The sequence below is a fragment of the Halorientalis pallida genome (assembly GCF_004118325.1).
Taxonomy (GTDB): Archaea; Halobacteriota; Halobacteria; order Halobacteriales; family Haloarculaceae; genus Halorientalis; species Halorientalis pallida.
The window spans coordinates 194,598-220,961 of sequence record NZ_RDFA01000002.1 but is presented as its reverse complement, the minus strand read 5'-3'; the positions used below and the strand labels follow the sequence as shown (position 1 = coordinate 220,961).

At 68.6% G+C, this 26,364-nt stretch carries 27 protein-coding genes; 10 read left to right on the top strand and 17 right to left on the bottom strand.

Going from position 1 to position 26,364, the window contains the following annotated elements:
* Positions 1 to 15 precede the first annotated feature (15 nt).
* Positions 16 to 864, bottom strand: coding sequence for a ribose-phosphate diphosphokinase (locus EAF64_RS06295; protein ID WP_129068131.1), 849 nt, complete (start codon positions 862 to 864; stop codon positions 16 to 18).
* A 116-nt stretch (positions 865 to 980) separates the two neighbouring features.
* On the opposite strand from EAF64_RS06295, the gene EAF64_RS06290 reads away from it, so the two are divergent.
* On the top strand, positions 981 to 1,313 hold the full coding sequence (locus EAF64_RS06290) for a DMT family transporter (RefSeq protein ID WP_129068130.1): 333 nt from the start codon (positions 981 to 983) through the stop codon (positions 1,311 to 1,313).
* On the opposite strand, the gene EAF64_RS06285 is transcribed toward EAF64_RS06290, so the two are convergent.
* Positions 1,314 to 2,117, bottom strand: a complete 804-nt coding sequence (locus EAF64_RS06285; protein ID WP_129068129.1) for an HVO_0234 family beta-propeller protein — start codon at positions 2,115 to 2,117, stop codon at positions 1,314 to 1,316.
* Positions 2,118 to 2,294: 177 nt separating this feature from the next.
* Here EAF64_RS06285 and EAF64_RS06280 point away from each other — a divergent pair, with 177 nt between their 5' ends.
* Positions 2,295 to 2,903 (top strand): OsmC family protein, encoded by a 609-nt coding sequence (locus EAF64_RS06280; protein ID WP_129068128.1) that lies wholly within the window; start codon positions 2,295 to 2,297, stop codon positions 2,901 to 2,903.
* A gap of 21 nt (positions 2,904 to 2,924) precedes the next feature.
* On the opposite strand, the gene hemL is transcribed toward EAF64_RS06280, so the two are convergent.
* Entirely contained in the window at positions 2,925 to 4,265 is a 1,341-nt protein-coding gene (hemL, locus tag EAF64_RS06275) for a glutamate-1-semialdehyde 2,1-aminomutase (RefSeq protein ID WP_129068127.1), read from the bottom strand.
* Positions 4,266 to 4,608: 343 nt separating this feature from the next.
* Here hemL and nasA point away from each other — a divergent pair, with 343 nt between their 5' ends.
* Positions 4,609 to 6,723, top strand: coding sequence for an assimilatory nitrate reductase NasA (gene nasA / locus EAF64_RS06270; RefSeq protein ID WP_129068126.1), 2,115 nt, complete (start codon positions 4,609 to 4,611; stop codon positions 6,721 to 6,723).
* A 39-nt stretch (positions 6,724 to 6,762) separates the two neighbouring features.
* Here the strand turns inward: nasA and EAF64_RS06265 are convergent, their stop codons facing one another.
* The 12 genes from EAF64_RS06265 to EAF64_RS06220 form a co-directional block, all read right to left on the bottom strand.
* Positions 6,763 to 7,059 carry a hypothetical protein gene (locus tag EAF64_RS06265; protein WP_129068125.1) on the bottom strand — a complete coding sequence of 99 codons (297 nt, stop codon included), beginning with the start codon at positions 7,057 to 7,059 and terminating at the stop codon, positions 6,763 to 6,765.
* A gap of 89 nt (positions 7,060 to 7,148) precedes the next feature.
* Positions 7,149 to 9,809 carry an Ig-like domain-containing protein gene (locus EAF64_RS06260; protein WP_129068124.1) on the bottom strand — a complete coding sequence of 887 codons (2,661 nt, stop codon included), beginning with the start codon at positions 9,807 to 9,809 and terminating at the stop codon, positions 7,149 to 7,151.
* On the bottom strand, positions 9,809 to 10,825 hold the full coding sequence (locus tag EAF64_RS06255) for a phage tail protein (RefSeq protein ID WP_129068123.1): 1,017 nt from the start codon (positions 10,823 to 10,825) through the stop codon (positions 9,809 to 9,811). Before EAF64_RS06255 ends, EAF64_RS06260 begins: the two co-directional genes overlap by 1 nt.
* A 122-nt stretch (positions 10,826 to 10,947) precedes the next feature.
* Positions 10,948 to 11,412: an HTH-type transcriptional regulator Lrp gene (lrp, locus tag EAF64_RS06250; RefSeq protein WP_129068122.1), complete on the bottom strand. Its 465-nt coding sequence runs from the start codon at positions 11,410 to 11,412 to the stop codon at positions 10,948 to 10,950.
* 3 nt (positions 11,413 to 11,415) lie between these two features.
* Positions 11,416 to 11,781 (bottom strand): P-II family nitrogen regulator, encoded by a 366-nt coding sequence (locus tag EAF64_RS20850; protein ID WP_193767596.1) that lies wholly within the window; start codon positions 11,779 to 11,781, stop codon positions 11,416 to 11,418.
* Positions 11,778 to 13,109: an ammonium transporter gene (locus tag EAF64_RS06245; RefSeq protein ID WP_193767595.1), complete on the bottom strand. Its 1,332-nt coding sequence runs from the start codon at positions 13,107 to 13,109 to the stop codon at positions 11,778 to 11,780. The genes EAF64_RS20850 and EAF64_RS06245 overlap by 4 nt, the downstream gene beginning before the upstream one ends.
* A gap of 441 nt (positions 13,110 to 13,550) precedes the next feature.
* Complete coding sequence (locus tag EAF64_RS20845) at positions 13,551 to 14,045, bottom strand: DUF7519 family protein (RefSeq protein ID WP_193767594.1); 495 nt, start codon at positions 14,043 to 14,045, stop codon at positions 13,551 to 13,553.
* Positions 14,042 to 15,325: a DUF58 domain-containing protein gene (locus EAF64_RS06235; protein ID WP_193767593.1), complete on the bottom strand. Its 1,284-nt coding sequence runs from the start codon at positions 15,323 to 15,325 to the stop codon at positions 14,042 to 14,044. The genes EAF64_RS20845 and EAF64_RS06235 overlap by 4 nt, the downstream gene beginning before the upstream one ends.
* Positions 15,322 to 15,852 carry a DUF7269 family protein gene (locus tag EAF64_RS20840; RefSeq protein ID WP_193767592.1) on the bottom strand — a complete coding sequence of 177 codons (531 nt, stop codon included), beginning with the start codon at positions 15,850 to 15,852 and terminating at the stop codon, positions 15,322 to 15,324. The genes EAF64_RS06235 and EAF64_RS20840 overlap by 4 nt, the downstream gene beginning before the upstream one ends.
* Positions 15,852 to 16,517, bottom strand: coding sequence for a DUF4129 domain-containing protein (locus EAF64_RS06230; RefSeq protein ID WP_129068120.1), 666 nt, complete (start codon positions 16,515 to 16,517; stop codon positions 15,852 to 15,854). The genes EAF64_RS20840 and EAF64_RS06230 overlap by 1 nt, the downstream gene beginning before the upstream one ends.
* Positions 16,518 to 16,610: 93 nt before the next feature.
* Positions 16,611 to 17,591, bottom strand: a complete 981-nt coding sequence (hemB, locus tag EAF64_RS06225; RefSeq protein WP_129068119.1) for a porphobilinogen synthase — start codon at positions 17,589 to 17,591, stop codon at positions 16,611 to 16,613.
* A gap of 39 nt (positions 17,592 to 17,630) precedes the next feature.
* Positions 17,631 to 18,398, bottom strand: coding sequence for a CPBP family intramembrane glutamic endopeptidase (locus EAF64_RS06220; protein ID WP_129068118.1), 768 nt, complete (start codon positions 18,396 to 18,398; stop codon positions 17,631 to 17,633).
* A gap of 112 nt (positions 18,399 to 18,510) precedes the next feature.
* Between EAF64_RS06220 and EAF64_RS06215 the strand changes: the two genes are divergently transcribed.
* The 3 genes from EAF64_RS06215 (at position 18,511) to EAF64_RS06205 (ending at position 19,897) form a co-directional block, all read left to right on the top strand.
* Positions 18,511 to 19,158 (top strand): helix-turn-helix domain-containing protein, encoded by a 648-nt coding sequence (locus EAF64_RS06215; protein ID WP_193767591.1) that lies wholly within the window; start codon positions 18,511 to 18,513, stop codon positions 19,156 to 19,158.
* A gap of 155 nt (positions 19,159 to 19,313) precedes the next feature.
* Entirely contained in the window at positions 19,314 to 19,619 is a 306-nt protein-coding gene (locus EAF64_RS06210; protein WP_193767590.1) for a DUF7344 domain-containing protein, read from the top strand.
* The gene (locus EAF64_RS06205; protein WP_129068115.1) at positions 19,616 to 19,897 is read left to right on the top strand and encodes a HalOD1 output domain-containing protein; all 282 of its coding nucleotides are present in this window, start codon (positions 19,616 to 19,618) and stop codon (positions 19,895 to 19,897) included. Before EAF64_RS06210 ends, EAF64_RS06205 begins: the two co-directional genes overlap by 4 nt.
* Here the strand turns inward: EAF64_RS06205 and EAF64_RS06200 are convergent, their stop codons facing one another.
* Together EAF64_RS06200 and EAF64_RS06195 are read right to left on the bottom strand one after the other, a co-directional pair.
* Positions 19,898 to 20,467, bottom strand: coding sequence for a PH domain-containing protein (locus EAF64_RS06200; protein WP_227738894.1), 570 nt, complete (start codon positions 20,465 to 20,467; stop codon positions 19,898 to 19,900).
* Positions 20,468 to 20,605: 138 nt separating this feature from the next.
* Positions 20,606 to 22,810 carry a heterodisulfide reductase-related iron-sulfur binding cluster gene (locus EAF64_RS06195; protein WP_129068114.1) on the bottom strand — a complete coding sequence of 735 codons (2,205 nt, stop codon included), beginning with the start codon at positions 22,808 to 22,810 and terminating at the stop codon, positions 20,606 to 20,608.
* Between the two features lie 162 nt (positions 22,811 to 22,972).
* Here EAF64_RS06195 and EAF64_RS06190 point away from each other — a divergent pair, with 162 nt between their 5' ends.
* The 4 genes from EAF64_RS06190 (at position 22,973) to ilvA (ending at position 26,362) form a co-directional block, all read left to right on the top strand.
* Positions 22,973 to 23,581, top strand: coding sequence for a conditioned medium-induced protein 4 (locus EAF64_RS06190; RefSeq protein WP_129068113.1), 609 nt, complete (start codon positions 22,973 to 22,975; stop codon positions 23,579 to 23,581).
* A 260-nt stretch (positions 23,582 to 23,841) separates the two neighbouring features.
* On the top strand, positions 23,842 to 24,252 hold the full coding sequence (locus EAF64_RS06185; RefSeq protein WP_129068112.1) for a hypothetical protein: 411 nt from the start codon (positions 23,842 to 23,844) through the stop codon (positions 24,250 to 24,252).
* Between the two features lie 27 nt (positions 24,253 to 24,279).
* Complete coding sequence (locus EAF64_RS06180) at positions 24,280 to 24,927, top strand: CRISPR-associated protein Cas4 (protein WP_129068111.1); 648 nt, start codon at positions 24,280 to 24,282, stop codon at positions 24,925 to 24,927.
* Between the two features lie 223 nt (positions 24,928 to 25,150).
* Complete coding sequence (ilvA, locus tag EAF64_RS06175) at positions 25,151 to 26,362, top strand: threonine ammonia-lyase (RefSeq protein WP_129068110.1); 1,212 nt, start codon at positions 25,151 to 25,153, stop codon at positions 26,360 to 26,362.
* Positions 26,363 to 26,364 lie beyond the last annotated feature (2 nt).

The window sequence follows — 26,364 nt, the reverse complement described above, 5'->3', positions numbered from 1 at the left end:
TTTCCTATCGGCCGCTCAGAGCGCGTCCACGATGGCGGGCGCGGCACTGACGGTACTCGCGGCCCGTTCCAGCGTATCGGTGCCGTAGATGGCCTCGACGCCGGCACGGGCGAGTTTCGTCGTCGCGTCGGCGGCCAGCATCGGGTGGACGCAGGTCACGTACACCCGGGCGGCACCCATGTCGTCCAGCGCGGCGACCGATTCGGCCATCGTCGACCCGGTGGCGACGATGTCGTCGGCCAACACCACGTCCCGACCGTCAACGTCGGCGTCGCGGGGCTCGATCTCGACCTCCGACCCCGAGAGCCGGGTCTTCTCGAAGTAGTCGACGCGGCCGCGACCGTAGGCTTCCTGCACCGTCTCGGCGATGTCGATGGCTCCCTCGTCGGGCGAGAGGAAGACTGGCTCGGTGAGGTCCGTGGGCAGCGGATCGGCCAACTGGGCTGCGGCGTCGACGGTCTCGGCCGGCACGTCGAAGTGATCGGTGATCGCGGGCTCGTGAGGGTTGACGGTCAGCACGCGGTCGGTGCCCGGGCTCAGCGCGCGGGCCATCGCGCGGGCGGACACGGGCTGACCCGGCTCGAAGGCCGCGTCCTGGCGGGCGTAGCCCATGTATGGAATCACGGTCGTGACGTGGTCGGCGCCGGCCTCGCGGACGGCGTCTTGCAACTGGAGCACCTCGACGTGTGCGTCGCTCGTATCCGTGGCGGCGACGATCACGGCCTCGTCCGCGTCGAAGTACGGGACCTGTGCCATGAGTTCCCCGTCGGGGAACCGCTCGAAGGAGACGGGCGCGAGGTCCGTGTCGGTCGCCGCGGCCACCGCCGCGGCCAGCGACTGGGAACTGGACCCACTGACTATCATAGTCGAGTCCTCGCCACGGCGACTCTAAAACCCATCTTTTTGTTTCGTCGCCGCTCCGTGACACCCCGGTCGGCCGGAACGTAACCGCTTAGTGACACTGATCTGTACGCTCGCGCGTGAACCCCTACGCCCTCCTCGCCGCCGCGATCGCCTCGGAACTGGTCGCCACCGTGTCGCTGAAACTCTCCGACGGGTTCTCGAACCCCCTCCCCAGCGTCGGCGTCGTCGTCGGCTACGGCGCGGCGTTCGTCCTGCTCTCGCTCGTGCTCGAAGAACTCCCCGTCGGGCTGGTCTACGCCACGTGGGCCGCGCTGGGCATCGTCGGCATCGCGGCCGTCGGCGTCGTCGCCTTCGGCGAACGGGTCGACCCCGCAGGGGTGGCCGGCATCGCCTGTATCCTCCTCGGCGTCGTCCTCCTCAACGTCGTCTCGGGCATGTCCGCCCACTGATCACGACTCGGGGGCGACGGCGAGCCCGCGCACGCCGGGCAGTCCGAGTGCCCGTGAGCGCCAGCCGTCGCCCGCGTTCACGAGGACGGTGCCCTGTCCCGTCACGGCGTAGGTCCCCGTGCCGTGGGTCACCGCCACGACCGACTCCTCGGTCGGCAGGTCACACGCGTCCCAGTCCTCGCCGTCGCCTGCGTAGAGCGCGTCGGCGGTCGCCGCGTGGCCCCGCTCGGGACTGCTGGCGACTGCGACGAACGCACCGTCCATCCCCGTCGCCCAGCCCGGGCCGAGGTAGTAGAGGCCGTCGTCGGTCGCGGCCAGGGGCGTCCCGCCCGTCGCCACGTCCCGGGCGTCGGCGAGTCCGACGTGATTCAGGCCGTCGCCGACGCGGTAGACGCCCGCCGCGGTGGCAAGCAGGTCACCGTCGATGGCGCGAACGTCCTCGACCGTGCCGAGTGCCGTCCACTCGTCGCCACCGCTCTCCCGGCGAGCCACCGTGCCGTCGGGGCCGGCCGCGAGCAGGTCGTCGCCGTCGAACCCTACGGCAACGGCGGGGCCGAACCCAGTCCCAGCGTAGCCGCCGTCGGCGCTCACCAGCACGTCCTCGTCGGTGGCGACGGCCAGGGAGTCGGGCCCGGCGGCCACGTCCCGGGCGGTACAGCGGTGGGCCAGCGAGAACTCGCCGACGATGTCCGCCGAGACGGCGACGACGGTCACACCGAGGTCGGCGGCGACGTACAGTTCCGTCGTGCCGGTCTTCTCGCCGTAGACGCGTTTCTCGTCGAGACTGATGTCCGCGTCGCTCATGTTCAACTCTCGAACCGCCCCGGTCGAAAGACTACCGACTGGTCGTCGGCCCCCTCCCCCTCGTCAACCCGGTCGTCGACGACAAGTCGCCCTTACAAGCGGGTAAGGCTCCCTTCTCCGTTCGACCCCGGTTCATAACAAAGTACCTCGATGACCCAGCACCCACTGGTGTCCGGTATGGCTTCCGAAGACCCACAGACAGAGACAGTACAGCACGGCGTCCACGTCGGCGACCACCTCGAATTCGTCGACTGGCTCGAAGCGAACCCCGACGACGGCCGCATCGAGTTCCGTGCCACCGGCGTCGCCGAGGACACCGTCAACCGCACGACGGCGACCATCGACGAGTGGTCGCTGGGCGGTGATGAGATGGGCGCGGATCGGGACCACACCCTCCACTTCGGGCTCCCCGAGGAGCTCGAAGAGAGTCTGGGCTTTACCGACCTCGAAGAACGATACGAGGCCATCGAGGGCGCGCTCGCCGGCCTGACGGCCTGCATCAACGGGACCATCGCGTTCAACGCCGTCCGCGAGGGAATCGACGTCGGGGACGTCCGGACCCGGGTCAGGGCACCGACCGACCTCCGTGTCCTCTTCGGTATCCACGACACCGACCGGGCCGACGAGATGTTCGACGAGCCGATCATCGAGGTCGAGGTCACCGGCTCGGACCTCAGCGACGAGGACGTCGAACGGATCCGCGAGTACCCGAAACGCTCCCCGGTCTACAACCTCGTGACGCTCGCGCACCCCAACGACCCGGCCGTGACGGTCGAGCGGAGCTGAGGGTCGCTCGCGCCCTCTCCGTTACAGCGTTTCCTTGTACGCTTCCAGCGTGTCCTCGACGTCCTCGTCGGTGTGGGCGTACGTAACGAACTGGGACTCGAACTGGTTCTGCGAGAGGAACACGCCCTCGTCTTTCATCTTGGGCCAGAAGACGCGCCGCCAGCGGTCGGTCTCGCCGGCGGCCACGTCCGCACCGGTCTTGGGGCAGTGCTCGAACCGGGGGCAGGACTCGCGTTGCTCGCAGGCACCCTCGCAGTGATCCTCGAAGCTGTCCGGGGCGTCGCGGCTGAACACGAGCTTGAACATCCCGTCGCTGCCGGTGACGGTGTAGGAGGGGGCCTGCTCTTCGACGATCTCGGCGAGGCCCGTCCGCAACCGCTCGCCGAGGTCGTGGATGTGGTCGTGCACGTCGTGTTCGGCGGCGTAGCGCAGCGATTCGAGCCCGGCGGCCATCGTGACGGGGTGGCCCGAGAACGTGCCGGCCTGGAACACCTCACCCGAGGGGGTGAACTGCTCCATGAGCCGGGCGGGGCCGCCGATGGCACCGACGGGGAAGCCGCCGCCGATGAGCTTGCCGAACGTCGTCAGGTCCGGTTCGATGCCGAACTTGCCCTGGGCACACTGGAGACCGCCGACGCGGAAGCCGGTGATCACCTCGTCGAAGATGAGCAGGGAACCGTGCTCGTCGGTCAGATCGCGCAGCGTCTCGTGGTAGCCGTCGACGGGCCGGACGATACCGTAGTTGGCGAGGATCGGCTCGACCAGCACGCCCGCGATCTCGTCGCCGTAGTCCTCGAAGACGTTGTGGGCCGCCTCCTCGTCGTTGAACGGGATGGCCAGCGTCTCGTCGGCGAACGACTGGGGGATACCCGGACTGGAGGGTCGGGTGTCGTCGTACTCGCCCTCGACGAGGGTCGTCTCCTGCGCGCCGTGGTAGCCGCCCTGCATGACGACGATTTTATCGCGGCCGGTGTGGGCGCGGGCGAGCCGGCAGGCCGAGACGGTGGCTTCGGTGCCGGAGTTCACGAACCGCAACATCTCGACCGAGGGGACGTGCCGGGCGACGAACTCGGCGTGCTCGACCTCGATCTCGGTCGGCATCCCGTACATCGGGCCCTCGCTGGCGTGGGACTGGATGGCCGACTCGACGGGCTGTGGGGTGTCGTGGCCGTACAGGAGCGGCCCGAGGCCCATCACCCAGTCGACGTAGCGGTTGCCGTCGGCGTCGATCACGTGGCCGCCGTCACCCCGCTCGACGAACGGCGGGTAGGGCTCGATGGCCGCCCGCACGGCGGAGTTGACGCCACCGGGCAACACCGAGAGCGCCCGGTCGTACAGGTCGCGCGACTGCTCGTGGGTCATGTCCCGGTCTTGGCCCGCCCACACCAAAGACCTGACTCACTTGCGCCGGACACGGGTCCGCGCGACCCGCCCGCCACGACTCCCCCATCTCCGTGAACCGGCAATAAAAACCACCACACTGTTCGTCCAGTATCGTCTCGAACGGACGGTTCACTGCCGAAAAATAACTCTATCGTCCACTATTCCGGCTGGAAGTGTCGTGTGTGTTTTGGACAGCGTTTTACCAATGGAGATGGAGCAACTAAACACGCAGAAATGACGACGAACCATCAAACTATCCGTCGTGTCGGAAACGAGTGTTCACTTCTCTCGGCTGGTTCGCCGTTCTCGACGAGTCCGACGCATGAGTGAGTGGGTCCCGACAACGTGCATGCGGTGTGCCGTCGGCTGTGGACACAAACAGCTCGGAGTCGAGGAGGGATACGGGGTCGACGTCGTGCGCGGCGACGGGCAACACCCGGTCAACCAGGGGCTGGCCTGCCAGCGCGGCATCCAGGAGAGCGGCGACCCCGACGGCGAGTGGCTCTCGCAACCGCTCGTCCGCAAGGGCGGGGAACTCGTCGAGACGTCGTGGCCGAACGCGCTGGAACGCGTCGCCGAGCGGTTCGACGCGGCGCTGTCCCGTGACCGGGACGCCGTGGCAGTGCTGGGCAGCGGCCAGCAGACCAACGAGGCGGCCTACGCCCTCGGCAAACTGGCTCGCGGTGGCTTCGGGACGCGGTACTACGACGCCAACACGACGCTGTGCATGGCCAGCGCCGTCACGGCCTACTACGAGGCGTTCGGGAGCGACGCGCCGCCGTGTACCTACGACGACATCCCCGAGGCCGAGAGCCACGTCGTCTGGGGTGCCAACCCGGCGGTCGCCCACCCCGTCATGTTCCGGTGGATCCGCGAGAGCGCCGGCGAGGACGACAGCCGGCTGCTCGTCGTCGACCCCGTCGCGACCGACACCGCGACCGCGGCCGACGAGCACGTCCAGCTCGACCCCGGCGAGGATCTGTCACTGGCCCGGGCAGTGCTGGCCGAGATCGTCGATCGCGGCGCCGTCGACCGCGAGTTCGTCGACGAGGCGACGACCGGGTTCGACGACCTGGTCGCGGACCTGCCCGATCCCGCGGCGGCGGCAACCGACGCGGGCGTCACGCGCGGGACGGTCGCCGACCTCGCCGCAGCCCTCGAGGACCGGACGCTGATCTACTGGGGCATGGGGATCAACCAGAGCGTCCGGGGTACCGACGCCGCACGGGCGTTGATCGACCTGTGTCTCGCCTCCGGTAACCTCCGATCCGGGAGCGGCCCGTTCTCGCTGACCGGCCAGGCCAACTCGATGGGGGCCCGCGTGGTCTCCTGTAAGGGCTCCTGGCCCGGCCAGCGTCCCTTCGACGACCCGAGCCACCGCACCGAGATCGCCGACGAGTGGGGCGTCCCCGTCGGCCGACTGCCCGACGACGTTGGTCCCGGACCGGTTGGGACCATCGACGCCATCGACGACGGCCCCGTCGAGGCGGTCTACGCGGTGGCGACCAACCCCGTCGCCGGGATGCCCGACGCGACGGCGGTCGCGGAGCGACTCGACGACACCTTCCTCGTCGTGCAGGACAGCTTCCGGACGGAGACGACCGAACTCGCCGACGTCGTCCTGCCGGCCGCCACCTGGGGAGAGTCGGAGGGCACCGTCGTGAACATGGAGCGGACCGTCTCGCGGGTCCGGCCGGCCTCGGACACGCCGCCGACGGTCCAGCAGGACATCGACATCATCGCGGCCGTCGCCGACGAGGTCGTCCCCGGCCTGTTGCCCGAACCGCCGGTCGACCCGTCCGCGATGTTCGACGAGTTCGCCGCCCTGACCGCGGGCACGAAGGCGGACTGTTCGGGCATCGCCTACGAGCGACTCGATCACGAACTCGGGGTCCGCTGGCCGGCCCCCGAATCCGACGCCGAGGGCGGCTACCGGTATCACGAGTCGACCGACGACGGGGAGCGCTGGCGCTTTGCCACCCCCGACGACACGGCGAACTTCTCGGCCCCGCCCGAGCCCGATCCGCTCCCGGAGCCGACCGACGAGGCGTACCCCCTCACGCTGACGACCGCTCGCGAGGCCGACGGGTACAACACCGGTGTCCGGTCGCGCTCGGTCGACGATCCGGACCCGGTCACGGCGCGGATCGATCCCGTGACGGTCGCGAACGAACTCCCCGACTCCACCGAGAGCGACGACGACCCCGCGGTCCGACTGGAGACGCGGCGGGGGACGATCACCGCACGGGTCGACCCGGACCCGGCCGTCCCCGAGGGACTGGTCTGGATCCCGATCCACCACCCGGCGACCAACGCCCTCACCGTGCCGGCGACCGACCCGCGGTCGGACGAACCGAACTTCAAGCAGTGTGCGGTCCGCCTCCGGCCGGTCCCGGAGACCGACGCCGACGCGCCCGTGCGCGCCCCGCTAGACTGACCGGCCGTCTCGGCGTCCCCGGTCTCGATCCAGTCGCGTCTAGTCCTGGAGGGCCGCCATGTGTTCGCGGGCTTCCTCGCGCGTCATACCACGCACGCCACAGGCACAGGAGAGCAACTCCGGGTCAGCCAACTCGTCCACCTGTTCCCGCCGGTCCCGTTCCAGGCCGTCCGAGTCGGCGTCGTACTCGAAGTACACCCGGTAGCTGACCTGCGCGACGCCCTCGATACGGTGGTCCGCATCGGGGTCGGGCTCGGCGATCTGGGCCTCGTGCTCGGCCTGCATCTCCGCTTTCCAGTCCTCCAGCGTCTTCTCGGGATCCCGGTCCTCGGGCATGGCCGTGGCCTCGCGGGCCCGGGGCAAAAAACGCTCCCCCGGTGGTGACAGCCCCGTGCACGCTCGCGGCCTGTGCCGCAGTGACCCCCTCAGCCACGCCGCGCCCACACGAGCAGTGTGAACACCGCCAGTACGGTCACCGCGGGGCCGAATCCGGGACCGGACTCGGTCGTTGTCGCCCGTCTACTCGTGGTGGGCGCTGCAATATCGGCTGCCGGTCGGTCGACCGTCTCCACCAGGGTCGTGGTCGGCTCTCCGGTCGCCTCCGTCTCCGCTGGGGTCGCAGTCTCCGTGTCGGCGGCCGGTGGACCCCTGATCTCCGTGTCCGTCTCCGCGCCGGAGTCCGTCGCTGGCCGTGTCGTCGCCGTGTCGGTGGGGGTCGCCGTGCGCTCTTCGACGACCAGGTAGGCCGACTCATAGTCCTCGCCAGTCTCGATCCGCACGAGTCGCTGACCCACGTCGTCCGCCCCGGCGACCCACTCGAAGGTCACCGTCGTCGACTCGCCGGCGTCGAGCGAGACCGCCTCCGTCGCGCGGTCGATGCGGTCGATGCTCAGCGTAACCGAGCGTGTACCAGCCGCGCTCCCCGTGTTGGCGACCGTCGCCATCACCGTCGCCGCCTCGCCGGTCGCGACCGGTGCACTCGGTGCGTCGAGATCGACCGCGAACGACGCCGAACCGCTGCCTGCCACGTCGCGCACCTGCTCGACGGTAATCGTGGCCGTCGCGCGGGCCGTGGCACCGTTCCCGTCGGTGACCGCGTACGTGAACGCGTCCGTTCCGCTGAACCCTCCCTCCGGCGTGTACCTGAACGACCCGTTCTCGCGGAGTCTGAGCGTTCCGCTCGTCGGTTCTCTCACCGTCGACGCGGTGAGCGTGTCGCCGTCCGGGTCGGTTGCAGTCGCCGCGAGCCCGGCGGCTGCCGAAACCGAGAGCGTCGCCCCCGATTCCACGCCGAACTCGCGGTCGATCGCCTCTGGGGCCTCGTTGACGTTCTTGACCGTGACGCCCACCACCGCGGTCGCCGACGCGGTGCCGTCGGTCGCCGTGACTGTCAGCCGCTCCTGGTCGGCCGTCTCGTGGTCCACGTCGTCGGCGTCGGCAACCGTGAGCCGGCCCGTCCGCTCGTCGAGCGTGAACGCTGGGGTCCCGTCCCCGTCGCGGTCGGGGTTGCCGCCCGTGATCGCGTACGCCACCGAGGTCGTGTCTCCAGTCGCGGTGACCGTGCCGATGGCCGCCCCCGACGGCGCATCCTCGTCGATCGAACCGAGCGTGCGGTCGTCCAGTGACGGTGTGGCGTCGGCGACCTCGACCGTGATCGTCGTCGTGGTCGTCTCGGTCCCGTCGTCGGCGCTCACGTCGAGGGTCAGCCGCCGGCTCGAGTCGTGGTCGAGCGTGTCCGCGTCCGCGACGGTAATCGCGCCCGTCGTCGCGTCGACGGCCAGGGCTGTCGATCCGTTGCCACCGGTAATCGCGTAGCTGACACCGGTGTCAGGTGCGCCACCTTCGCCCGCGGTGGCGTCCACGTCTCCCACGACCGTCCCGACACTGGCAGTTTCGTCCACCGTGAAGGGCCCAGTCGCACCGAACGCCGGCGGAGCGGGCGAGCCAGTCCGCTCGAGGTACCTGAGTCCGTCGTCCGCGGCCAACAGCAGGTCCACGTCCGTGTCACCGTCCGCGTCGACGGTGAGCGTCGTCCCGTACACACCGAACGCCGGATCCACACCGCTGAAGGGGTTCCCGTCGCCGCTCACGGCGGTGAAATCGTCCGACTCGCCACGGTCGTAGTACCGCTGGCTCCCGTCGTCGGCGAGCAGTTCGACGGCACCGTCGGCGTCGAAGTCGGCGGCGATGGCCGCGAGACTCGCGTCCGTGGCGCTCGCCGACACGGCCGACAGCGGATGTGACCCGCTCGTCCGGTCGACGTAGCCGTCGTCGGTTCGTTCGACATAGTGCCAACCGGCCGTGGTCCCGTTTTTCCACGCCACGTCGTCGTCACCGTCGTCGTCGAAATCCCGAACCAGCGTCGTCGAACGCGTCCAGAACGCCGTCTGGACGCCAGCGAAGGGGCTGTCGGCCTTCGTGCGTTCGGTGAACGTACCGCCGTCGTTCTCGTAGTAGTGCTCGGCCGAGCCGTCGTAGGCCAGCAGGTCCGGGTCGCCGTCGTCGTCGAAATCACCCACGACGGCGTCGACGGTGCCCGAGCTTCCCGAGACGTCGATCCCGGCGAACGGGTTGTCGGCGCCCGTCCGTTCGACGTAGGTCTGCCCGTCGGTGTTCTCGAGCCACCGGAGCGAGTCAGTGGCCGGCTCGAACGCGATCACGTCCGCGTCGTCGTCGCCGTCCACGTCGGTGACGAACACCCCGGTCCGTGTCCCGAACGCCTGCCCGACGCCAGCGAACGGGTTGTCGTCGCCGCTTCGCTCGACGAACCTGCCGCCGTCGTTCTCGTAGTAGCGCTCGGCCGAGCCGTCGTAGGCCAGCAGGTCCGGGTCGCCGTCGTTGTCGAAGTCGCCGGCGATGACGTCCGCCGTCGCGGCGGTGCTCGTCACGTCGACGCCGTCTGCGGGGTTGTCGTCGCCCGTCCGCTCGGCATAGTCGCCCGATGCCGCCAGTGCCGTGGCGGACACGATCAGGCACAACCAGACCCCGAGCGCGACGGCGAGCACGAGTCGCCGCGCCACTGGCCGCCGGGATCGTCGTCCGTCGTCGTTCTCGCCATGATCGCCGCCGCCCGATCTCCCCGTCATCAATCGCGAGACGGGTAGACGCCCGTGAGCGCGATGCAGTAGTTTACGGTCTGATAGGGCGGTCTGTTCTCGTGTGCGCGCCCGTCCCCGGTCGCACCGACCGCTCCGGCCACGTCCATCGCCCCGTCGCCGTCCCCGTCCCCGTAGATTGGCACGGTTCCCCGGGCATCGGGCTGGGCTGCCAGCACGTTCTCGTCCGGGCTCGTGGCGGTGCCCTTCGCCGTACTCACCGGGAGATCGAGTTCGTTCTCGTGACTGTGGGACGGTAACTCGCCGGTCGACAACGAGACCGTCGCATTCCCACCCGTCTGTCCCATCCGGTACGTCCTGCCCTCGGGCCCCCGTCCCTGGTGGACTGGAACCCGGCCCTGCAGGTCCGGGAGTCCGAACGTGCTGCGACCGTCGCCGCCGTAGCGTGTTCCCAGCAGGGAGAACAGTGCCTGGTTCTGACTGACGGGCAGTATCTGACCGTTACACTGCGCCCAGCCCTGCGGAGCGAAATCGAAGCCGAAGCCTCTGATCTCTCCGACGAGCGGTTCGCCGCTGGCCTGTGCTACCGAACTGGTCCCGCTCGCCCGTCCACCCGCACCGCCGAACAACTGGCCGAGCAGACTTCCGCCCGCGGCGACCCCGAGGATGCTCGCCAGTACACCGCGTCGCGACGACGACTGACTCGATACCCCGTCTCCCCCGGCCGTCGGTTCGTGGCGCGTGAACACCGCCTCGTACGCGACTGCATCTGGATCGGGATCGGCCGTCGTCACTGGGACGAGCGCCAGCCTGAACGAGCCCAGTTCCGGATGAGTCACTCGGTAGCTCCCCTGATCGACGTGTGTCCTGTCCGCAGCCTCGAACCGCAACGTGAACTGCGCCCACTCCTCGGGACCGTCCCCCGACTCGACGACCTCCCGCAGTCTGAGTGCCGTGTCGGCGTCCGTACCCCGATGCACCGTGAACGTCTCGCCCACGTACTCCACGAATCCACTGCGTGGCAGCTGTGACCCCTTCTCCGACATACCTGATACGGTACGGGACACTCTAACAAATAATAAATTAATTGATATTGGGGCGAGCACCGATCACGTGCCCCATCGGGCGACTGTGAGAGAAATCGTCGAGTGATTTCGGCCGTCTGCCCTCAGTCCTCGGTTTCGAGGTCGACGGCGAACTGCGAGTTCTCCCGGACGACGTCGAGGACGACGCTGGTGTTCGCCGCCTCGACGTCGGGATCGGTCAGCAGGTCCTTGATCTTGCGGTTCATCTCGTCCGTGTTCTTGAACTTCCCGACCGCGACCACGTCGTGGCTTCCGGTCACCTCGTAGACGCTGACCATCCGCTCGTGGTCACGCAGCCGGTCGACGACTGCTTTGAGACCGTTTCCGTCCACGCTGAGGTGGAAGACCGCGGTCACGTCGTAGCCGAGTGCGTCGTAATCGACTATCGGTCGGTAGCTCTCGATGACGCCTGTCTCTTCGAGGTCCGACAGCCGTTTCGAGACCGTCGTCGCCGCGAGGCCGGTTTCGCTGGCGATCTCGCGGGCGCTGGCCCGGCCGTCGGAGAGCAGCGCGTTCACGATGCGACGGTCGGTGTCGTCGACTGCCATCCGTCAGACCGCGTCACGACCACGTTTGTCGGTCCGGATCTGGACGGCGTCGTCGACGTCGACGACGAAGATCTTGCCGTCCCCAGGTTCGCCGGTGTGTGCGGCGTCCTGAATCGCGTCGACGACGTCGTCGGCGGGGACGTCGGCGACGACCGTCTCCAGTTTGACCTTCTCGTGGAGGTCGACGACGTACTCCTCACCGCGCCACTGGCCCTTCTTGACCGGCTGGCTCCCGCGGCCGCGGACGTTCGTCACTGTCAGCGAGGGCGCACCGACCTCGGCGAGCCCTTTCTTTACATCCGACAGCTTGCCGGGTCGGATGAACGCGATCACCATCTTGATACTGCCGTCGTTGGGTTCGTCACTCATTTGTCGTCACCGTCGTTGGGTTCGCGACCGCCGTCGGTCTCGTACGTCTGTCCGCCGTCCGTCATCGTCGCGTCGTCACCCAGCGAGAACTCGGGGTAGGACTCGACGCCGTGTTCCGCGATGTCCAGTCCTTCGCGCTCGTGGGTCTCGGAGACGCGTGCCTGGCCCGTGGCCTTCAGCACGCCGAAGACTATGGCGGTCGCGAGGACCGTCCAGACCGTGATCGCCAGCACGCCCGCGACCTGCGTGATAATCGCGTTCACACCGGCGAAGCCACCGGCCGCGACGAACGGGTACGCGAGCGTCCCGAGGACACCGGCGCTCCCGTGGACCGGGAAGACCGCACACACGTCGTCGATCTTGAGCGTCTTCTCGACGAAACCGAAGACGATGGGGAGCTGCGCGCCGGCGAGGCCGCCGACCACGATCGCGCCCCACCAGCTGGCGACGTTGGGGATCGCCGTGATCCCGACGAGGCCGGCCAGCAGACCGTTCGCGACGTACAGCGTGTCGACTTTGCCCGTCTTGGCGAGTGCGACACCGCCAGCGCCGATCGCGCCCATCGCCATCGCCAGGGTCGTCGTCAGCGCGACGCGACCGAGGACGGCACCGTTGAACACCATGTTCCCGGCGTCGTTCTCGACGAAGATCGCGGCCGTCCCCACGTTGAACCCGAACCAACCGAAGGCCAGGATCAGCGTCCCGAGCACGGCGAACGTCAGCGAGTGACCGGGAATGACGTTGACGCTGCCGTCACTGTTGTACCGGTCGATCCGTGGGCCGAGCACCCACGCGGCCGTGAGGCCGGCGATGCCGCCCATGCCGTGGACGATCATACCGCCCGCGAAGTCCTGGAAGGTCGTCCCGAGGTACTGTGAGAAGTACGCTCCGGACCAGGTGATGCCGGTGACGACGGGGTAGATGATCGCCGCCAGCAGGAACGTGTAGGTCACGTACGCACGGAGCTTCGCGCGACCGGCCACCGCCCCGGAGACGATCGTCGCCGCCGTCATGGCGAAGACGGCCCCGTACAGCCAGCTGCTGGCCCAGGAACCCGGATCGGCGCCGGCGGTCCAGGCGAACCCGGACCCACCGACGAGACTACTGACTCCCGCACCGATCAGGAAGAACGCCATCACCCCGACCGACCAGGTCAGCAGGTTCTTCGTCAGCTGGTTGGCGACGTTCTTCGAGCGTACCTGGCCCGCCTCCAGCATAGCGAAGCCGGCGTGCATGAAGAAGATCAGGAACGACACCATCAGGATCCACGTGAAGTTCAACGCACCGACCACGTCGCCCACGGTGGCCTGCAACAGGATCGGATCCATCAGGCCGACACCCCCGTCACACGAATGGCGCGATTACCCGCGTGTTTGTCTAACTTTTCACCGAAACCCGCTATGCTCGTTTGGTATTTCACGAGAGAAGGTCATGGAATCCCACTACATAAGGGTTAGCTTGAACATCGGGCAATTTTCAACTCTTGGGTAGACGAACGTTGGAATTACAAGAGACTATTATCGATATAAGGTTGTATTCCGTCCAGTCGTTGGGCACTTGTACGCGATATTTCCGGACGTTCGTCAACCGGTGTCCCATCGGATTTCCCCTTCGTAGCCGGTGCGCGCCCACAAACTAACGACACGTTGTCTCAGTCGACTATTTGGTACTGGTTCGTTTCGGTCATCGTTCTAACTGGTGCATCTTTTCGAATTTTTGCCGCTGATCGACCGTTCGGACAGTTCCGGCACGCACCCCGTCAGAGAGAATCACATGGACTCGTCCGGTGCGAGCGCGAGCGCGGCCGTCAGACAGATGCTGCCGACGAGCAGGAGGCCGACGCCGACCGGTGTGGCCTCGACGGAGACGACCGTCGGTGCGACAGCGATTCCGGCCGCTGCCAGCGCGATGGCGGTGGTTCCGGCCGCGTGGGTCGTCTCCAGCCGGTGAGTGGCGGCCGTCTCGTCGAGCGTGGCCCGGAGTTCGGTGGCCGTCCGCCCGACCGTCCAGGCCACGACGACGGCCGCGCCGGCACCAACCAGCTGTGGAGCGCCGGCCCCCGTCACGCCGCCGGTCACGACCGCGCCGAACTGCCCGAGGCTCCCGACGGTGACGAGGGTCGCCCGACCCCGGACCGATCCGACGGTGACTCCCAGCAGCCCGAGTCCTCCCAGCACGGTGGCGAGCGCCCCGACGCCCGCGAGGACGAACCCCACGACGGCCGCGCCCGTGGCGTACCCGGCGGCGAGCCGACCGGGTTTCACCGCGACCACCCCGCAGTCGCCAGCGCCCGTTCGACCCCCTCGCTCGGCCCCACGTCGACGACGGGGACGCCGCTGGCGCGAACGTCCGCGAGTCGGTCCCGGCGCTCGAACCGCGCGAGCGTCCGGCCCGCCGTGTTCTCGGCCGTGGGGTCCGGACTGACGACACTGACCGGCGTTCCCAGGGCGGCGACGCCCTCGATCAACCCAACGACGGCGTCGTCGACCGCCGGCGTGAGCACGATCACCTCGGCGGTCCCGGGGAGCCGTTCGCGGAGCCACCCGCGACCGGCGTCGGTCGCATCGCTCGCCGCGCCGCCGGCCCCGTCGTCTCCCCCGCGCTCGACCGAATTTGAGAACAGTTCCCGTGCGCGCTGCTCGTGTGCGCGCCCGCGACCGGGCGCGAGCCACGCTCTCTCGGGGCCGAGCGTCGCGACGCCGACGCGGTGGTCGTCGGCCGAGAGCCCGCCGAACAGCGCGGCAGCCGCCGACAGCGACCGCTCGACCGCGGTTTCGCCCTCCGGGCTCGGTGCCACCGCGGCGACGGGGCGAGTGTCGATCACGAGGACGACCGGAAGCGACCGTTCGGGGTGGAACTCGACCGTCGCCAGCTCGCCCGCCCGGGCTCGCCGCTGCCAGTCGATCCGGCTCAGCGGATCACCCCGCCGGTACTCCCGGATCGTCCGGAAGGTTAGCCCGTCTCCGGAGCCGTCGACGGTCCGTCGGCCGGCGAAGCGGGCGTTCGCGGCCCGGAGCGGGAGCCGCTGGCCGTCGTCGAGCCGCGGCGGTTCACCGAGCTCCGTCGCGTCGTCGGCGGCGACCTCGACCCGCCGCTCGATCACGCCCGCGGCGTCCCGGAGGAGGACCGTCGCCGGCTGGAACTCGTGGATGCCCGAGGCGGCCTCGACCGTGTAGGACAGCGTGGCCGTTCCGCCGGGTCGCAGGCTCGTCCCGAGACTCGGCGCGCCGTCGACGACCCGGAGTGCGGGCGGCACGCCGTCGACCAGCCGACACTCCGGAATCGTCCGGTCGCCGACGTTCTCGACCGTGAGCCGGACCGTCACCTCGTCGCCGGGGTCGGGGTCGGGGTCGTCGACCGACCGAGTGAGCGCGAGCGTCCCGGCCGGCGGCGCGACCACGCGTCCGTAGGCCAGCAGTGCGACCGCCAGTGCGGCGACGGGGAGCAGTGCCGGTGTCCAGGTGAGGAGCCCGAGCGCGCCGACGAGCAGTGCCGCGGCGCTCAGCCCGCGCCACCGCCCGGTCCGCTGGACCGTCCCGCTCACCCGTTCACCTCCCGCAGTGTCGCCAGCGCGGCACGAGCTCGCCGCGAGAACGTCGGCTCGCCGCGCAACACGGTCCGCACCCGGTCCCGACGCGAGGGCGGCCGTTCCTCGAAGAAGGCCAGTGCGGCGTCGTCGTCCGTCCAGTCGCCCGCCGTCAGCTGCTCGCGCGCTTCCGCCCGCGAGCAGTCGAATCGGTCGGCGAGGACGCCGACGGCGACGGTCTCGATCCGTGCCCGCAACCGCGCCCGTTCGTCCGCCTCCCGCGTCGAGAGGGCTGCCAACTGCCGGTCGATATCGTCGCCGGGCACCGGCCGCCCCCTGTCGGTGGGGTCCGGGAGCGACCCGCCAGCGACCGTCGTCGACGAGCGGTCGAGTGCGGCCAGCCCGCCGACGCCGCCCGCCAACAGCGCCGAGCCGACGAGGACGGCCACCGCCAGTCCGCTCCCGCCGACCGACAGCGGCGTGAACACCAGCACCGCCCCGGCGGCCGTGGACGCGAACCCGACAGCGAGCAGGACCCGGCGCATCAGTCCTCACCCCCGTTGTCGAGCGCTGCGAGCGCGTCGCGAGCGCGTTCCTCGCGGTCCTCGGTCGGCTCCGCCGCGCCGTAGCGCACCCGGTCGAACAGGTCGGTCAGCCGCTCGACAGGCTCGGTGGCCGCGCCGGCCCGGATCGCCTCGCGGGCGAACTCCCGGGGCGTAGTGGCCTCGCCGCAGGGCACGTCGAGTTCCCGCACCATGGCTCGCCAGGCGCGGTACACCTCGTTGTCCGGGGCGGCGTCCGGGACCAGTGGGCCCGCATCGGTCCCGCCGTCGTCGCCGGTTTCGGGGTCGACTCGCACCTCCGGCTCCGCGGGCTCGTCGGACTCGCTCCCGTAGCGTCGCAGTCCGGCCAGCGCGAGACCGGCGACGACCAGCGCGGTGACGACCAGCAAGAACGGGGGGCTCACGGCGGGGAGTAGCCCCGCGACGACGCCGTAGATCCCACCGACGGGGCCGAGCAGCCCGACGCCACCGGGATCACTCCCTCCGGGGCCGCCACCGCTGGTCGCGTTCGCGCTCGCATCGGTCGTGTTCCCCGGGCCGCTCGTGACGCTTGGTGGATCCAGACCGGTGACGGCGGTCGCACCGACGGCGAACGCCAGCGCGGCCGAGAGGGCGACCAGGGCGACGAGGGGCGGACGGCGTTGCACGGCCGCCGGTTCGGTCGCCCGAGACTTGAAGGCTGGCCGACTCTTTCCGGCTCAGAAACCGACCGAAACCGGCGGCCGTGCAACGCCGGTCTGTCACAACTCCTGGGCCACGTCCTCGGCGAAGTAGGTCAGAATGAGGTCGGCACCGGCCCGCTTGATCGACAACAGCGACTCGTGGGCGACGGCTTCGAGGTCGAGCCAGCCCTTCTCGGCGGCGGCGTGGAGCATGGCGTACTCCCCGGAGACGTTGTAGGCCGCGACGGGGTGGTCGAACTCCCGGCGGACCGCGCTCACCACGTCCAGATAGGGCAGGGCGGGCTTGACCATCAGCACGTCTGCCCCCTGTTTCACGTCCAACTCGACCTCGCGTGTGGCCTCCCGGGCGTTCGCGGGGTCCATCTGATAGTGGCGGCGGTCGCCGAAGGCTGGTGCCCCGTCGGCGGCGTCCCGGAACGGGCCGTAGAACGCGCTCTCGTACTTGGCCGCGTAGCTCATGAGCGGCACGTCCGGGTAGCCCGCACCGTCCAGTCCCTCGCGGATCGCGCCGACCATCCCGTCGGTCATCGAGGAGGGCGCGACCATGTCCGCGCCAGCCTCCGCGTGGGAGACCGCCGTCTTCGTCAGCAGATCGAGCGTCTCGTCGTTTTTCACCGTGAGCGTGGGATCTTCGGCCGCGTTCTCCTCCACGACACCACAGTGCCCGTGGTCGGTGTACTCGCACATGCACACGTCGGTGATGACGTAGGCGTCGGTCTCGTCGGTGATCGCCCGGACGGCGCGCTGGACGACGCCGTCTGCGGCCCAGGCCCGGGAGCCCCGGGCGTCTTTCGACTCGGGGATGCCGAAGACGACGACCGCCTCGACGCCGGTGTCGCGGATCTCCTCGACGCGGGCGACGGCCTCGTCGACGGGCACGCGCTCGTGGCCCGGCATCGAGGGGATCGGCTCGCGGTCGTCGGTCGTCGCGTCGACGAATACGGGGGCGATCAGGTCGCTCGCCGAGAGGTCGACCTCGCTGACGAGCGAGCGGATACCGTCCCGCCGGAGCCGGCGGGGCCGGTGTGTGAGGTTCATGCCCGAGCGTATCACCGGTATCGGCAAAAACGCACTGTTTCAGCGGGTCACCACACCGAACTCTAGCAGCAGGTACCCGCTGGCCATGATCAGGGCGTTGTAGAGGCCGTGCAACCCGACGGGCACCCAGATGGAGCCAGTCCGCTCGTAGCTGTAGCCGAAGCCGAGGCCGACGACGAATACGATGGTGACCATCACGACCACCCAGCCCGTCGAGTAGGTCAGATACGAGGGGAGATGCAGGACCGCGAAGAGGACGCCCGCACCGAGGATCGCACCGGCACTCGACATCACCTCCCCGAGATACTGCTGGACGACGCCTCGAAACAGCGCCTCCTCACAGGGTGCGACGACGAACAGCGACAGCGGGATCATCGCGAGCACGAGCGCCTGGGGATCGATCGGCACCTCCGTGACTCGGCTCGGGAGCAGGGGACCGCCCAGCTGGAGAGCGGCCAGCAGTGCGACCGACCGGACGGTGAACAGCGCGACGCCGCCACCGAGGACGGACGCCACCAGTCGACCGCGGTCCGGCACCGCCAGCCCCACGTAGCCGACGCCACGGCCGGTCGCCTGGACGAACGTCAGCGCGGCGATACCGAAGCCCAGCTCGGCGAGCCCGAGCGTGAGGGCGACCGTCGCGACCGTCACGGGCAGGAACAGCGACGGCACGAGCAACAGGCCGCTGCAGATGGCGGCGAAGACGGTCAGCCCGACCGCGACTACGATGCGTTTCGGTCGCGATCCACCCCGTCGATCCCCCGTCCGCGTGTCCGTCCGATCCGGACCGTCCGTCGGTTCGGCCATGCACCTCGACGTTCACCGTCGAGCGAAATACGGTTTTACCTGCAGTTCTGCCGGCGAGACAGTCCACTCGACCACCAACGAACGACTTTGCCTTCGCCGCCGAAGTGGCGATATGAGCGTCATCGCCGAGTTCACCATCGCGGCGGACGCGTTCGCACTCGGTCGGCTGATCGCCGATCAGCCGGCGCTACAGATCGAACTCGAACGGGTCGTCCCGATCGCGAAACGCGTCATGCCCTACGTCCGGGGCCACGGGGACGATCTCGACGGCATCGAGGGACGACTGGCGGCCGACCCCAGCGTCGAGTCGGTCCAGACGCTCGACCGGGCGGTCGACAGCGCCCGCTTTCGCGTCGAGTGGGCCGCCCCCGTCGAGGAGTTCGCCGCCGGCCTCGCCGCGGCGAACGCCTCTGTCCTCCGTGTCACCGGCGAGGCCGAGTGGGGCGTCCGCGTCCGATTCGAGGATCACGTTGGCCTCGGCGAGTTCACCGCGTTCTGCCACGACAACGATATCGACTACACGCTCGAGCGCGTCGCCACCGCCGAGACGCCCGGCACCGGCAACCCGTTCGGACTGACCGACGTCCAGTACGAGACGCTGGTCGAAGCCACCCAGCGCGGTTACTTCGACATCCCACGGAGCGTCACGCTCGCGGCCATCGCCGCCGACCTCGGCGTCTCCGAACAGGCCGTCTCCGAGCGACTCCGCCGCGGCATCGCGACTGTCCTCGAGCGAATCCTGCTCGACAGCCCGCGATGACGGTTCCCGACCGTGCCATCTCGTGACACGCCCGGAGACCAACTAATACGCCCTGACGCCTCATGCAGTCGACTGATTGCCGCCTGCGGCGTACCGAGGCTATGCTTCCCACGGAACCACCGCACTCGAGAGACGACTCCGGACGGCGGACTGCGGTGTTCGCCGCACTCGCGGACCCACAGCGCCGCCGGTTGCTCCGCCATCTCCGGGCGGCCGGCGGCCCAGTCACCACCTCGGAGCTAGCCCGGACGCTGGCACCGAACACACGGGGACGGGACGACGGGATACAGCGCGCCCTCTCGGCGCTCGTCCACGTTCACCTTCCAAAACTCAACGCCGTCGGACTGGTCCACTGGGACGGCCGGCGCGCCGAACTCGCCGACCTCCGGACACTGCCGATGGCAGTCCCTCTCGACGACCTGCTCGCGAACCCAGACCCCGACCGTGGAGCGCGGCCGTGACCGACGAGTCGACGATCCGTCTCGAATTCGATCCCGAGGCCGAGGACATGCCCGCCGTCGCCGTCGTCAGTGCCGTGGCCACCGCGACCGAGACGGCCGTCGACGACTTCGATCACGTCCTCGACGACGAACTCGACGCCAAGGCCCTCAACAGCCTGTTCGACCCCGGATTCGACCGGACGCACCGGGACCTCTCCGCGCTCTCGACGCGGTTCACCTTCTGTGACTGTCGGATCACCGTCTCCGGGGAGGGATGGGTTCGCGTCGAGTCGGGGTGACTACATCTTCTGTTCGTTCTGCCGTTCGCGGATGACCGCGGCGACCTCCTCGTAGTTACTGATGCCGCCGAACGTCATGCCCTGGAACCGGCCGAAGCCCGAGGAGAGGATGTCCGTCGAGACGACGATGTGGCCGTGCCCGAGCAGGCGCTCGATCAGCGACGCGCCGGTCTGGAGGCCGCGCACGTCGAGCATCCACGCCTCGTTGGACGCCTTCGAGGAGATGCCCGTGAGCTTCATCATCCGCCGATCGGTGACGACGTACCTGACTTTCCGGCGCTGGTAGAAGACGTACCCGCCGATGAGGCCTGCGACGAGGAACCCGGCGATCACGGCCTCGTCGCCGGCCGCGAGCCCGCCGACGAACACGAGGACCGCGACCAGCAGGTGGATGCTGTACGCCGACCACGCCGGTCGCGCGTCGATCAGTACCTCCTCACCGTCCAGCAGCGGGACCGACGCCTGCTGGGTGCGTGACGGACTGGCCCCGTTGCCCGCTCCCGCTCTCGGTTGGTTCTGCCCGCCGTGCTGCTGTGTTCCCTGTCCGGAATCGTTCTGCTGCCCTGACATTCGGGCTGTACTTCAGAACATGCTAGTAAAATACCCACGAGCGTTTCACGCGGTGAGTCGTCGGCAGCGCACCCCCCGTCTCGAATACGATCTCGCGGTCCCGTGACGTCGACCGTCCTCGACGGAAACGTGAGTCCGCTAGTCGTCGGCGGGCGCGGACTCGCCGCCGGCGGTCGCGCCGGCACTGACGCCGTCGTGTTCGACGGCTTCGACGAGCAGTTCGGCCACGTCGACGATCTCGATGTCGTCCTCGAAGTCGCCGGTCTTCCGGCCGTCCTCGTACATCGTCATGCACATCGGGCAGGCGACGACGAACTTCTCGACGGCGTTGCCGGCCTCCGTATCTTCCAGCGCTTCCCGGAGGCGTTCCTCGCTGGGTTTCTCCTCTTCTTCGATCTCCATCCAGAGGCCACCGCCACCGCCACCGCAACAGAACGAGTCGTCGCGGTTGCGCGGCATCTCGTGGAGGTCACAGCCCGTCGCGCGGATCAGGTCACGCGGCGCCGCGTACTCGTCGTTGTACCGACCCAGGTGACACGGGTCGTGGTACGTGACGGTGTAGTCGAGTTCGTTCCCGCGCAGGCCGAGTTTCCCGCGGTCGACGAGTTCCTCGACGGCCTGGGTCCAGTGGTAGATGCCCGCGTCGGGGTCCCACTCGTCGTCCTCGATGTCGAAGTCCATCATCGGGTCGTCGGCGAACTCCGCGAAGTCGACCTCCGGATACTCGTTTTTGAACGTGTTGAACGAGTGGGGGTCGGTACAGACGATCTTCTCGAAGTGGACGTCCTGGAAGTTCTCGACCATCGTCGCGGCCTGCTCGACGAACAGGAACTCCTCGCCCACGCGACGGATGTCGTTGGCGTCGTAGACCTCGTCGTCGTAGAGGATGCCGAAGTCCACGTCGGCCTCCTGGAACAGTTTCGCCAGGGACTTGGCGACCTGCTTGTTCCGGTCGTCGAAGGACGGGTAGTCGCCGACGTACCAGAGGAACTCGACGTCCTCCTCGCGGGCGTCGGCCACGTCGAATTCCAGATCCTCGGTCCAGTCGCCACGAGACCGCTGGCTGTTACCGAAGGTGTTGCCCTTCTGCATGACGTTCTGGAACACGTCCTGCAGGCTGGGCTGGATCTCGCCCTCGTCGGTGAGCTGACGGTTCAGCCGGGTGAACGTCTTGAGGTGCTCGATCTCGACCGGGCAGGCGTCCATGCAGGCCATGCAGGCCATACAGGACTCCATCGTCTCGGCCTGGATCACCGCGTCGTCCGAATCGGCGACGATGTCTTTCTCGTCACCGCCCTTGTCGACGTGTTCGCGGTAGTTCTTCAGGTCGAGGATCACGTCCCGCGGCGAGAGGTTGCGGCCGGAGGCGTTGGCCGGACAGACCGAGGTACAGCGACCACACTTCGTACAGGCGTCCTGGTCGAGGATCTCCTTCCAGGAGAACGAATCCATGGATTCAGCGCCCGTGTCGGCGTCCAGATCGGCGGGGATGCCGGGCAGACGCTTGCCGGCTTTCTCGTCGCGCGTGACGACGTTGGCGAACGACGAGATCATGTGGAACGGCTTGGCGTAGGGGATCGCCGCGATGAAGACGAACGCGATGATGGCGTGGGACCACCAGGCGAGCGGGTAGGCGGCCGTCGCCATCGCGGGGGTCATCCCGGCGGCTGCGAACACGTCCTTGAGGAACCAGCCGACGAAACTGACGGTCTCGAAGGACACGTCACGGGTGGCGCTGGTGCCAAGAATCCGGATCGCCTCGGTGACGAACCCGCCGACGCCGAGCAGGAACAGCGACCAGATGAACAGGTGGTCCTCCAGACTGGAGTTGGGGCCCCAGAGCCGTTCGTTCCGGACGACGTAGCGCCGATACAGCGCCATGCCGATCCCGACGACGAACAGCAGGCCCATGAAGTCCATCACGAGGGAGTAAGAGAGGTAGAAGTCCCCGTTGAAGATGGAGAAGCTCTGACCCGTCAGGAGCTTCCCGCCCTTCTCCAGGACGTCCATGTCGATGGCCAGGATCGTCGTCCCGATGAGCAGGGTCAGAAAGCCCCAGAGAATAAAGGAGTGCATCAGCCCGCCGTAGAGGTCACGGTCGAACTGTTTCTCGTTCGTGAAGACGATCTTGGTCGCCTCGCGGATCCGCCCGCCGAGGTCGTCCATGCGCTCGAACCAGTCCTCGTCACCCTGTGCGTACCGATCGAACCGCCGGTACACACCCCAAATGAGTACTGCGATCGTCAGCGCCGCCAAGTAATAGAAGACGACCTCACCGATGTGGCTGATCTGCCACATCGTCGGGCGCGTGACGGTGTCACCCGCCTGCAACGGTAGTACCATGTTGTGCTTGTGTGGAAGTTACGCGCTTAAGTCTTGCCAAGCGCCAGCATACCCACGGTACACAACCCGTCGACGATTTCTCGCCATCCGTGGCCCGCGGCGAACCACTCCCGGATATGGCCGGCAATACCTTTTTGTCCGCGCGTCCATCGACCAGTGACGATGGACGAGAAAACCGAGGAACTCCGGGATATCTTCGTCGAGGTCACCGACGAGGAGACGGTGACCGAACGCCAGGAGGAGGGGCCGGGGTCGCTCGCCGACGCCGACGAGGCCGCCGTCGCCGACCGCATCGCGGCCGTCGTCGCGACCATGCGCGAGCGCTACGACTTCGCGACCGACCTCGACGACGACGCCCTCGTGACAGTCGTCCGCGGGTTCTACGACGGCGCGGACGACGCCGCCATCGCCGAACCCCTCGACGAGACCTCCGACGAGGTCTTCCGCGCCCGCATGGACCTCCACCTGCTCGACGACGAGGACACCGCGTTCCCCTTCGCGTTGTCCGACCTCCGGGACGCCCGCGCGGACGCGGACGACCCCGACACGGCCGCGCTGGCCGACACGCTCGATGCCGACCCCGAGACCGTCGAGCGCGCGCTGGCGGCCGCGAGCGCTCAGGAGGCCATCCGGCGCGTCAGCGGCCGCTTCCAGAGCCAGTTCGAGGACGCCATCCCCGACGCCGCCCTCTCGATCCAGCTGACCGAAGCCGCCCAGGAGAGCGGGCTCGAAGAAGCCGCCGAGGACATCGAGACGGACACTAAATTCTAGAGAACCCACTTTTTACTGCAGGGTTCGCCACTGGCGAACCCCCCGTCTGCTCACGGGCGGCGAAGCCTCCCGTTCGCATGGTATGAGGGAGCTTCGCTCCCTCACTGTCGCAAAAACGTGGGGAAAAACACGGGATTCGCGCCGACGGCGCGAATCCCGGGAACCGGTGGCCAAGGGCCGCCGGATGCTTGTGGTGTCCGGACCGCGACCGCACCGTCCGGCACAGCACTCATCTTTCGGGCGGCTGAACGTCCGCGCAAATGTCTGCCCTCGCGCCCTCGAACTGGTTCCCGGACGAACGGCCGGGCAGACCGGAGATCGCGATCGCTGCGGTCGTGTTGCTGGACGTGGCGTACGACTTCTACGCCGAAGAACCGATCGACTGGCCGTGGCTCCTCGCCGGCTTCCTCGGCTGTGTGATCGCATGGGGGCCGCTCGCGGCCTCGCCGGTCGGCGCGCGGGTCGGCGACTGGTTCCGTGGAATCGGACTCGGCGGTCGGTTCCTCGTGATACTGGCGTTCGTGGTGCCAGTCTGGGCTGCGATCGCGCTCTCCGTGGTCCCGTCGACACCCGTCCGCAGCGCCGCGAAGGGCGTCCTCCTCGGCGTCGTGGTCGTCGTCACGGCCCGGTTGCTCCAGACACGGGTCGCCGAGTCGCCGGACGAAGGTTGAAGTACCAGTCCGGAACCACCCCTGTCCATGCACACGTTCCGGGACGTGGAGACGGCCGCGTACTGCCCGCGAAAGCTGTACTACCGCCGCCGCGCCGGCCCGCCGGACGTGCCCGACGAGGTGGCCGCCTGCCGGAGCCTGGCCTTCGAGTACGAGCGCCTGCTCGATTCGGACGCCGACCTGCTGGCCGCCCCCATCGAGGTCTCGCCGACGCAGTTCCGGTCCCGGCTCGGTCGCGCGAAAGCCCGCCTCGACGCCTGGGACGCACTGGCCGACCCGCCCATCCAAGAGCGCACGCTCGAAGGCCGGGAGTGTCGCGGCGTCGCGCACAAGGTCCTCGAAGACCCGCTGGCTCCCTCGCTCGTCTTCGCCGGTCGGCCGCCCGACGAAGGGGTCTGGGAGCCCCAGACCGTGCGGCTGGTCGCGGCGGCGAAGGCCCTGTCCTGGGAACGCGAGACCGCCGTCGAGCGCGCCTACGCGGAGTACCCGGCCTACGGCGTCGTCCGGACCGTGCCGCTGACGACCCGCCGGAAGGCCGCCTACCGGAGGGCCGTCCGGACGGCCGACGCCGTCGACGGCCCGCCTGCCCGGGTCGACAACGACGCGAAGTGTTCCCCCTGCGAGTTCCGCGAGCAGTGTGGGGTCCGCACCCGCTCGCTCCGGTCACTGCTCTAACCATTTATATAATTTGACGCCCGTCAGCTACCCGTCTGACACAGGTCATATACGGGCGCTGTGTGCCGGTTTCGGGGTGTCGGAATGTCCGCGGGGTTTAAGTGTCTCGGGGGTGCGTGTAGAAACGCAGTCACACGCTCCACTCCGTTTTCCTCGACCGCCGGACGGCGCGGGCGGTCGCCAGTCGGGAAATACCTAACTCCACGTAGTAGAAAGACCGGCTATGCTCGAACTCGCCGACGTGGAGGCCGCCAGGGAGCGGGTCGCCCAGACCGCCAGGCACACGCCGATAGAGTACTCCCACAGCTTCTCCGCGATGACCGGTGCGGCGGTCCACCTGAAACTGGAGACGTTCCAGCGGACGGGCGCGTTCAAGATCCGTGGTGCGACCAACCGCATCGCCACGCTGTCGGACGACGAGCGAGCGGCCGGCGTCGTGACGGCCAGCGCCGGCAACCACGCCCAGGGGGTCGCACTGGCGGCCACGAAGGCCGGCGTCGACGCGAAGATCGTCATGCCCGAACCCGCACCGGTCTCGAAGGTCAAGGCCACCCGGAGTTACGGGGCCGAGGTCGTCCTCCACGGCGAGGACTACAACGAGGCCGCCGACCACGCCCACGAGATCGAACACGAGGAGGGCCGCACGTACGTCGAGGCCTTCGACGACCCGATGGTGATGGCCGGACAGGGAACCATCGGCCTCGAAATACTCGAGGACTGCCCCGCGGTGGAGACGGTCGTCGTCCCCATCGGCGGCGGCGGACTCATCAGTGGGATCGCTACCGCCCTCAAGGGCCGAAACCCGGACGTGCGCGTGATCGGGGTGCAGGCCGAGGGGGCCTCGAGCGCCGCCGCGTCGCTCGCCAAAGGGGAGATCGTCGAGCGCGACAGCGTCAACACCATCGCCGACGGCATCGCGACCCGGCGGATCGGCGACGAGACGTTCCCGATCATCCGGGAACGCGTCGACGAGGTCGTGACGGTCAGCGACGAGGAGATCGCCGTCGCCCTGACCACACTGCTGGAGCGCTCGAAGACGCTCGTCGAGGGGGCGGGTGCAGTGCCGCTGGCGGCCATCCTCGAAGAGCGGTTCGCGTACGACGACGACGAGGTGATCGTCCCGGCGCTCTGTGGCGGGAACATCGACCTCAACACGCTCACGACGGTGATCCTCCGCGGGCTGGTCAAGACCGGTCGCTACCTGCGACTCCGAACCGTTCTGAAGGATCGACCCGGCACGCTGGAGGAGTTGACGAACATCCTCTCGCGGCACCGGGCGAACATCTACGCCATCCGCCACGACCGCACGTCACGGGACGTGGCGATGAACGACGCCGAGGTCGAACTCGACCTGGAGACGCGGGGGCACGACCACGTCGAGACCGTGCTGGACGCCCTCGAAGACGCGGGCTACGAGACGGAGGTTCTGCTGTAGGT

Coding starts and splice junctions, on each gene's coding strand:
- EAF64_RS06245 (WP_193767595.1), bottom strand. CDS start 13,109: ATGGATCCGATCCTGTTGCAGGCCACCGTGGGCGACGTGGTCGGTGCG.
- nasA (WP_129068126.1), top strand. CDS start 4,609: ATGAGTGAGTGGGTCCCGACAACGTGCATGCGGTGTGCCGTCGGCTGT.
- EAF64_RS20840 (WP_193767592.1), bottom strand. CDS start 15,852: ATGCGCCGGGTCCTGCTCGCTGTCGGGTTCGCGTCCACGGCCGCCGGG.
- ilvA (WP_129068110.1), top strand. CDS start 25,151: ATGCTCGAACTCGCCGACGTGGAGGCCGCCAGGGAGCGGGTCGCCCAG.
- EAF64_RS06215 (WP_193767591.1), top strand. CDS start 18,511: ATGAGCGTCATCGCCGAGTTCACCATCGCGGCGGACGCGTTCGCACTC.
- EAF64_RS06255 (WP_129068123.1), bottom strand. CDS start 10,825: ATGTCGGAGAAGGGGTCACAGCTGCCACGCAGTGGATTCGTGGAGTAC.
- EAF64_RS06185 (WP_129068112.1), top strand. CDS start 23,842: ATGTCTGCCCTCGCGCCCTCGAACTGGTTCCCGGACGAACGGCCGGGC.
- EAF64_RS06295 (WP_129068131.1), bottom strand. CDS start 864: ATGATAGTCAGTGGGTCCAGTTCCCAGTCGCTGGCCGCGGCGGTGGCC.
- EAF64_RS06195 (WP_129068114.1), bottom strand. CDS start 22,810: ATGGTACTACCGTTGCAGGCGGGTGACACCGTCACGCGCCCGACGATG.
- lrp (WP_129068122.1), bottom strand. CDS start 11,412: ATGGCAGTCGACGACACCGACCGTCGCATCGTGAACGCGCTGCTCTCC.
- EAF64_RS06285 (WP_129068129.1), bottom strand. CDS start 2,117: ATGAGCGACGCGGACATCAGTCTCGACGAGAAACGCGTCTACGGCGAG.
- hemL (WP_129068127.1), bottom strand. CDS start 4,265: ATGACCCACGAGCAGTCGCGCGACCTGTACGACCGGGCGCTCTCGGTG.
- EAF64_RS06265 (WP_129068125.1), bottom strand. CDS start 7,059: ATGCCCGAGGACCGGGATCCCGAGAAGACGCTGGAGGACTGGAAAGCG.
- EAF64_RS06280 (WP_129068128.1), top strand. CDS start 2,295: ATGGCTTCCGAAGACCCACAGACAGAGACAGTACAGCACGGCGTCCAC.
- EAF64_RS06180 (WP_129068111.1), top strand. CDS start 24,280: ATGCACACGTTCCGGGACGTGGAGACGGCCGCGTACTGCCCGCGAAAG.
- EAF64_RS06190 (WP_129068113.1), top strand. CDS start 22,973: ATGGACGAGAAAACCGAGGAACTCCGGGATATCTTCGTCGAGGTCACC.
- hemB (WP_129068119.1), bottom strand. CDS start 17,591: ATGAACCTCACACACCGGCCCCGCCGGCTCCGGCGGGACGGTATCCGC.
- EAF64_RS06220 (WP_129068118.1), bottom strand. CDS start 18,398: ATGGCCGAACCGACGGACGGTCCGGATCGGACGGACACGCGGACGGGG.
- EAF64_RS20850 (WP_193767596.1), bottom strand. CDS start 11,781: ATGAGTGACGAACCCAACGACGGCAGTATCAAGATGGTGATCGCGTTC.
- EAF64_RS06260 (WP_129068124.1), bottom strand. CDS start 9,809: ATGACGGGGAGATCGGGCGGCGGCGATCATGGCGAGAACGACGACGGA.
- EAF64_RS06200 (WP_227738894.1), bottom strand. CDS start 20,467: ATGTCAGGGCAGCAGAACGATTCCGGACAGGGAACACAGCAGCACGGC.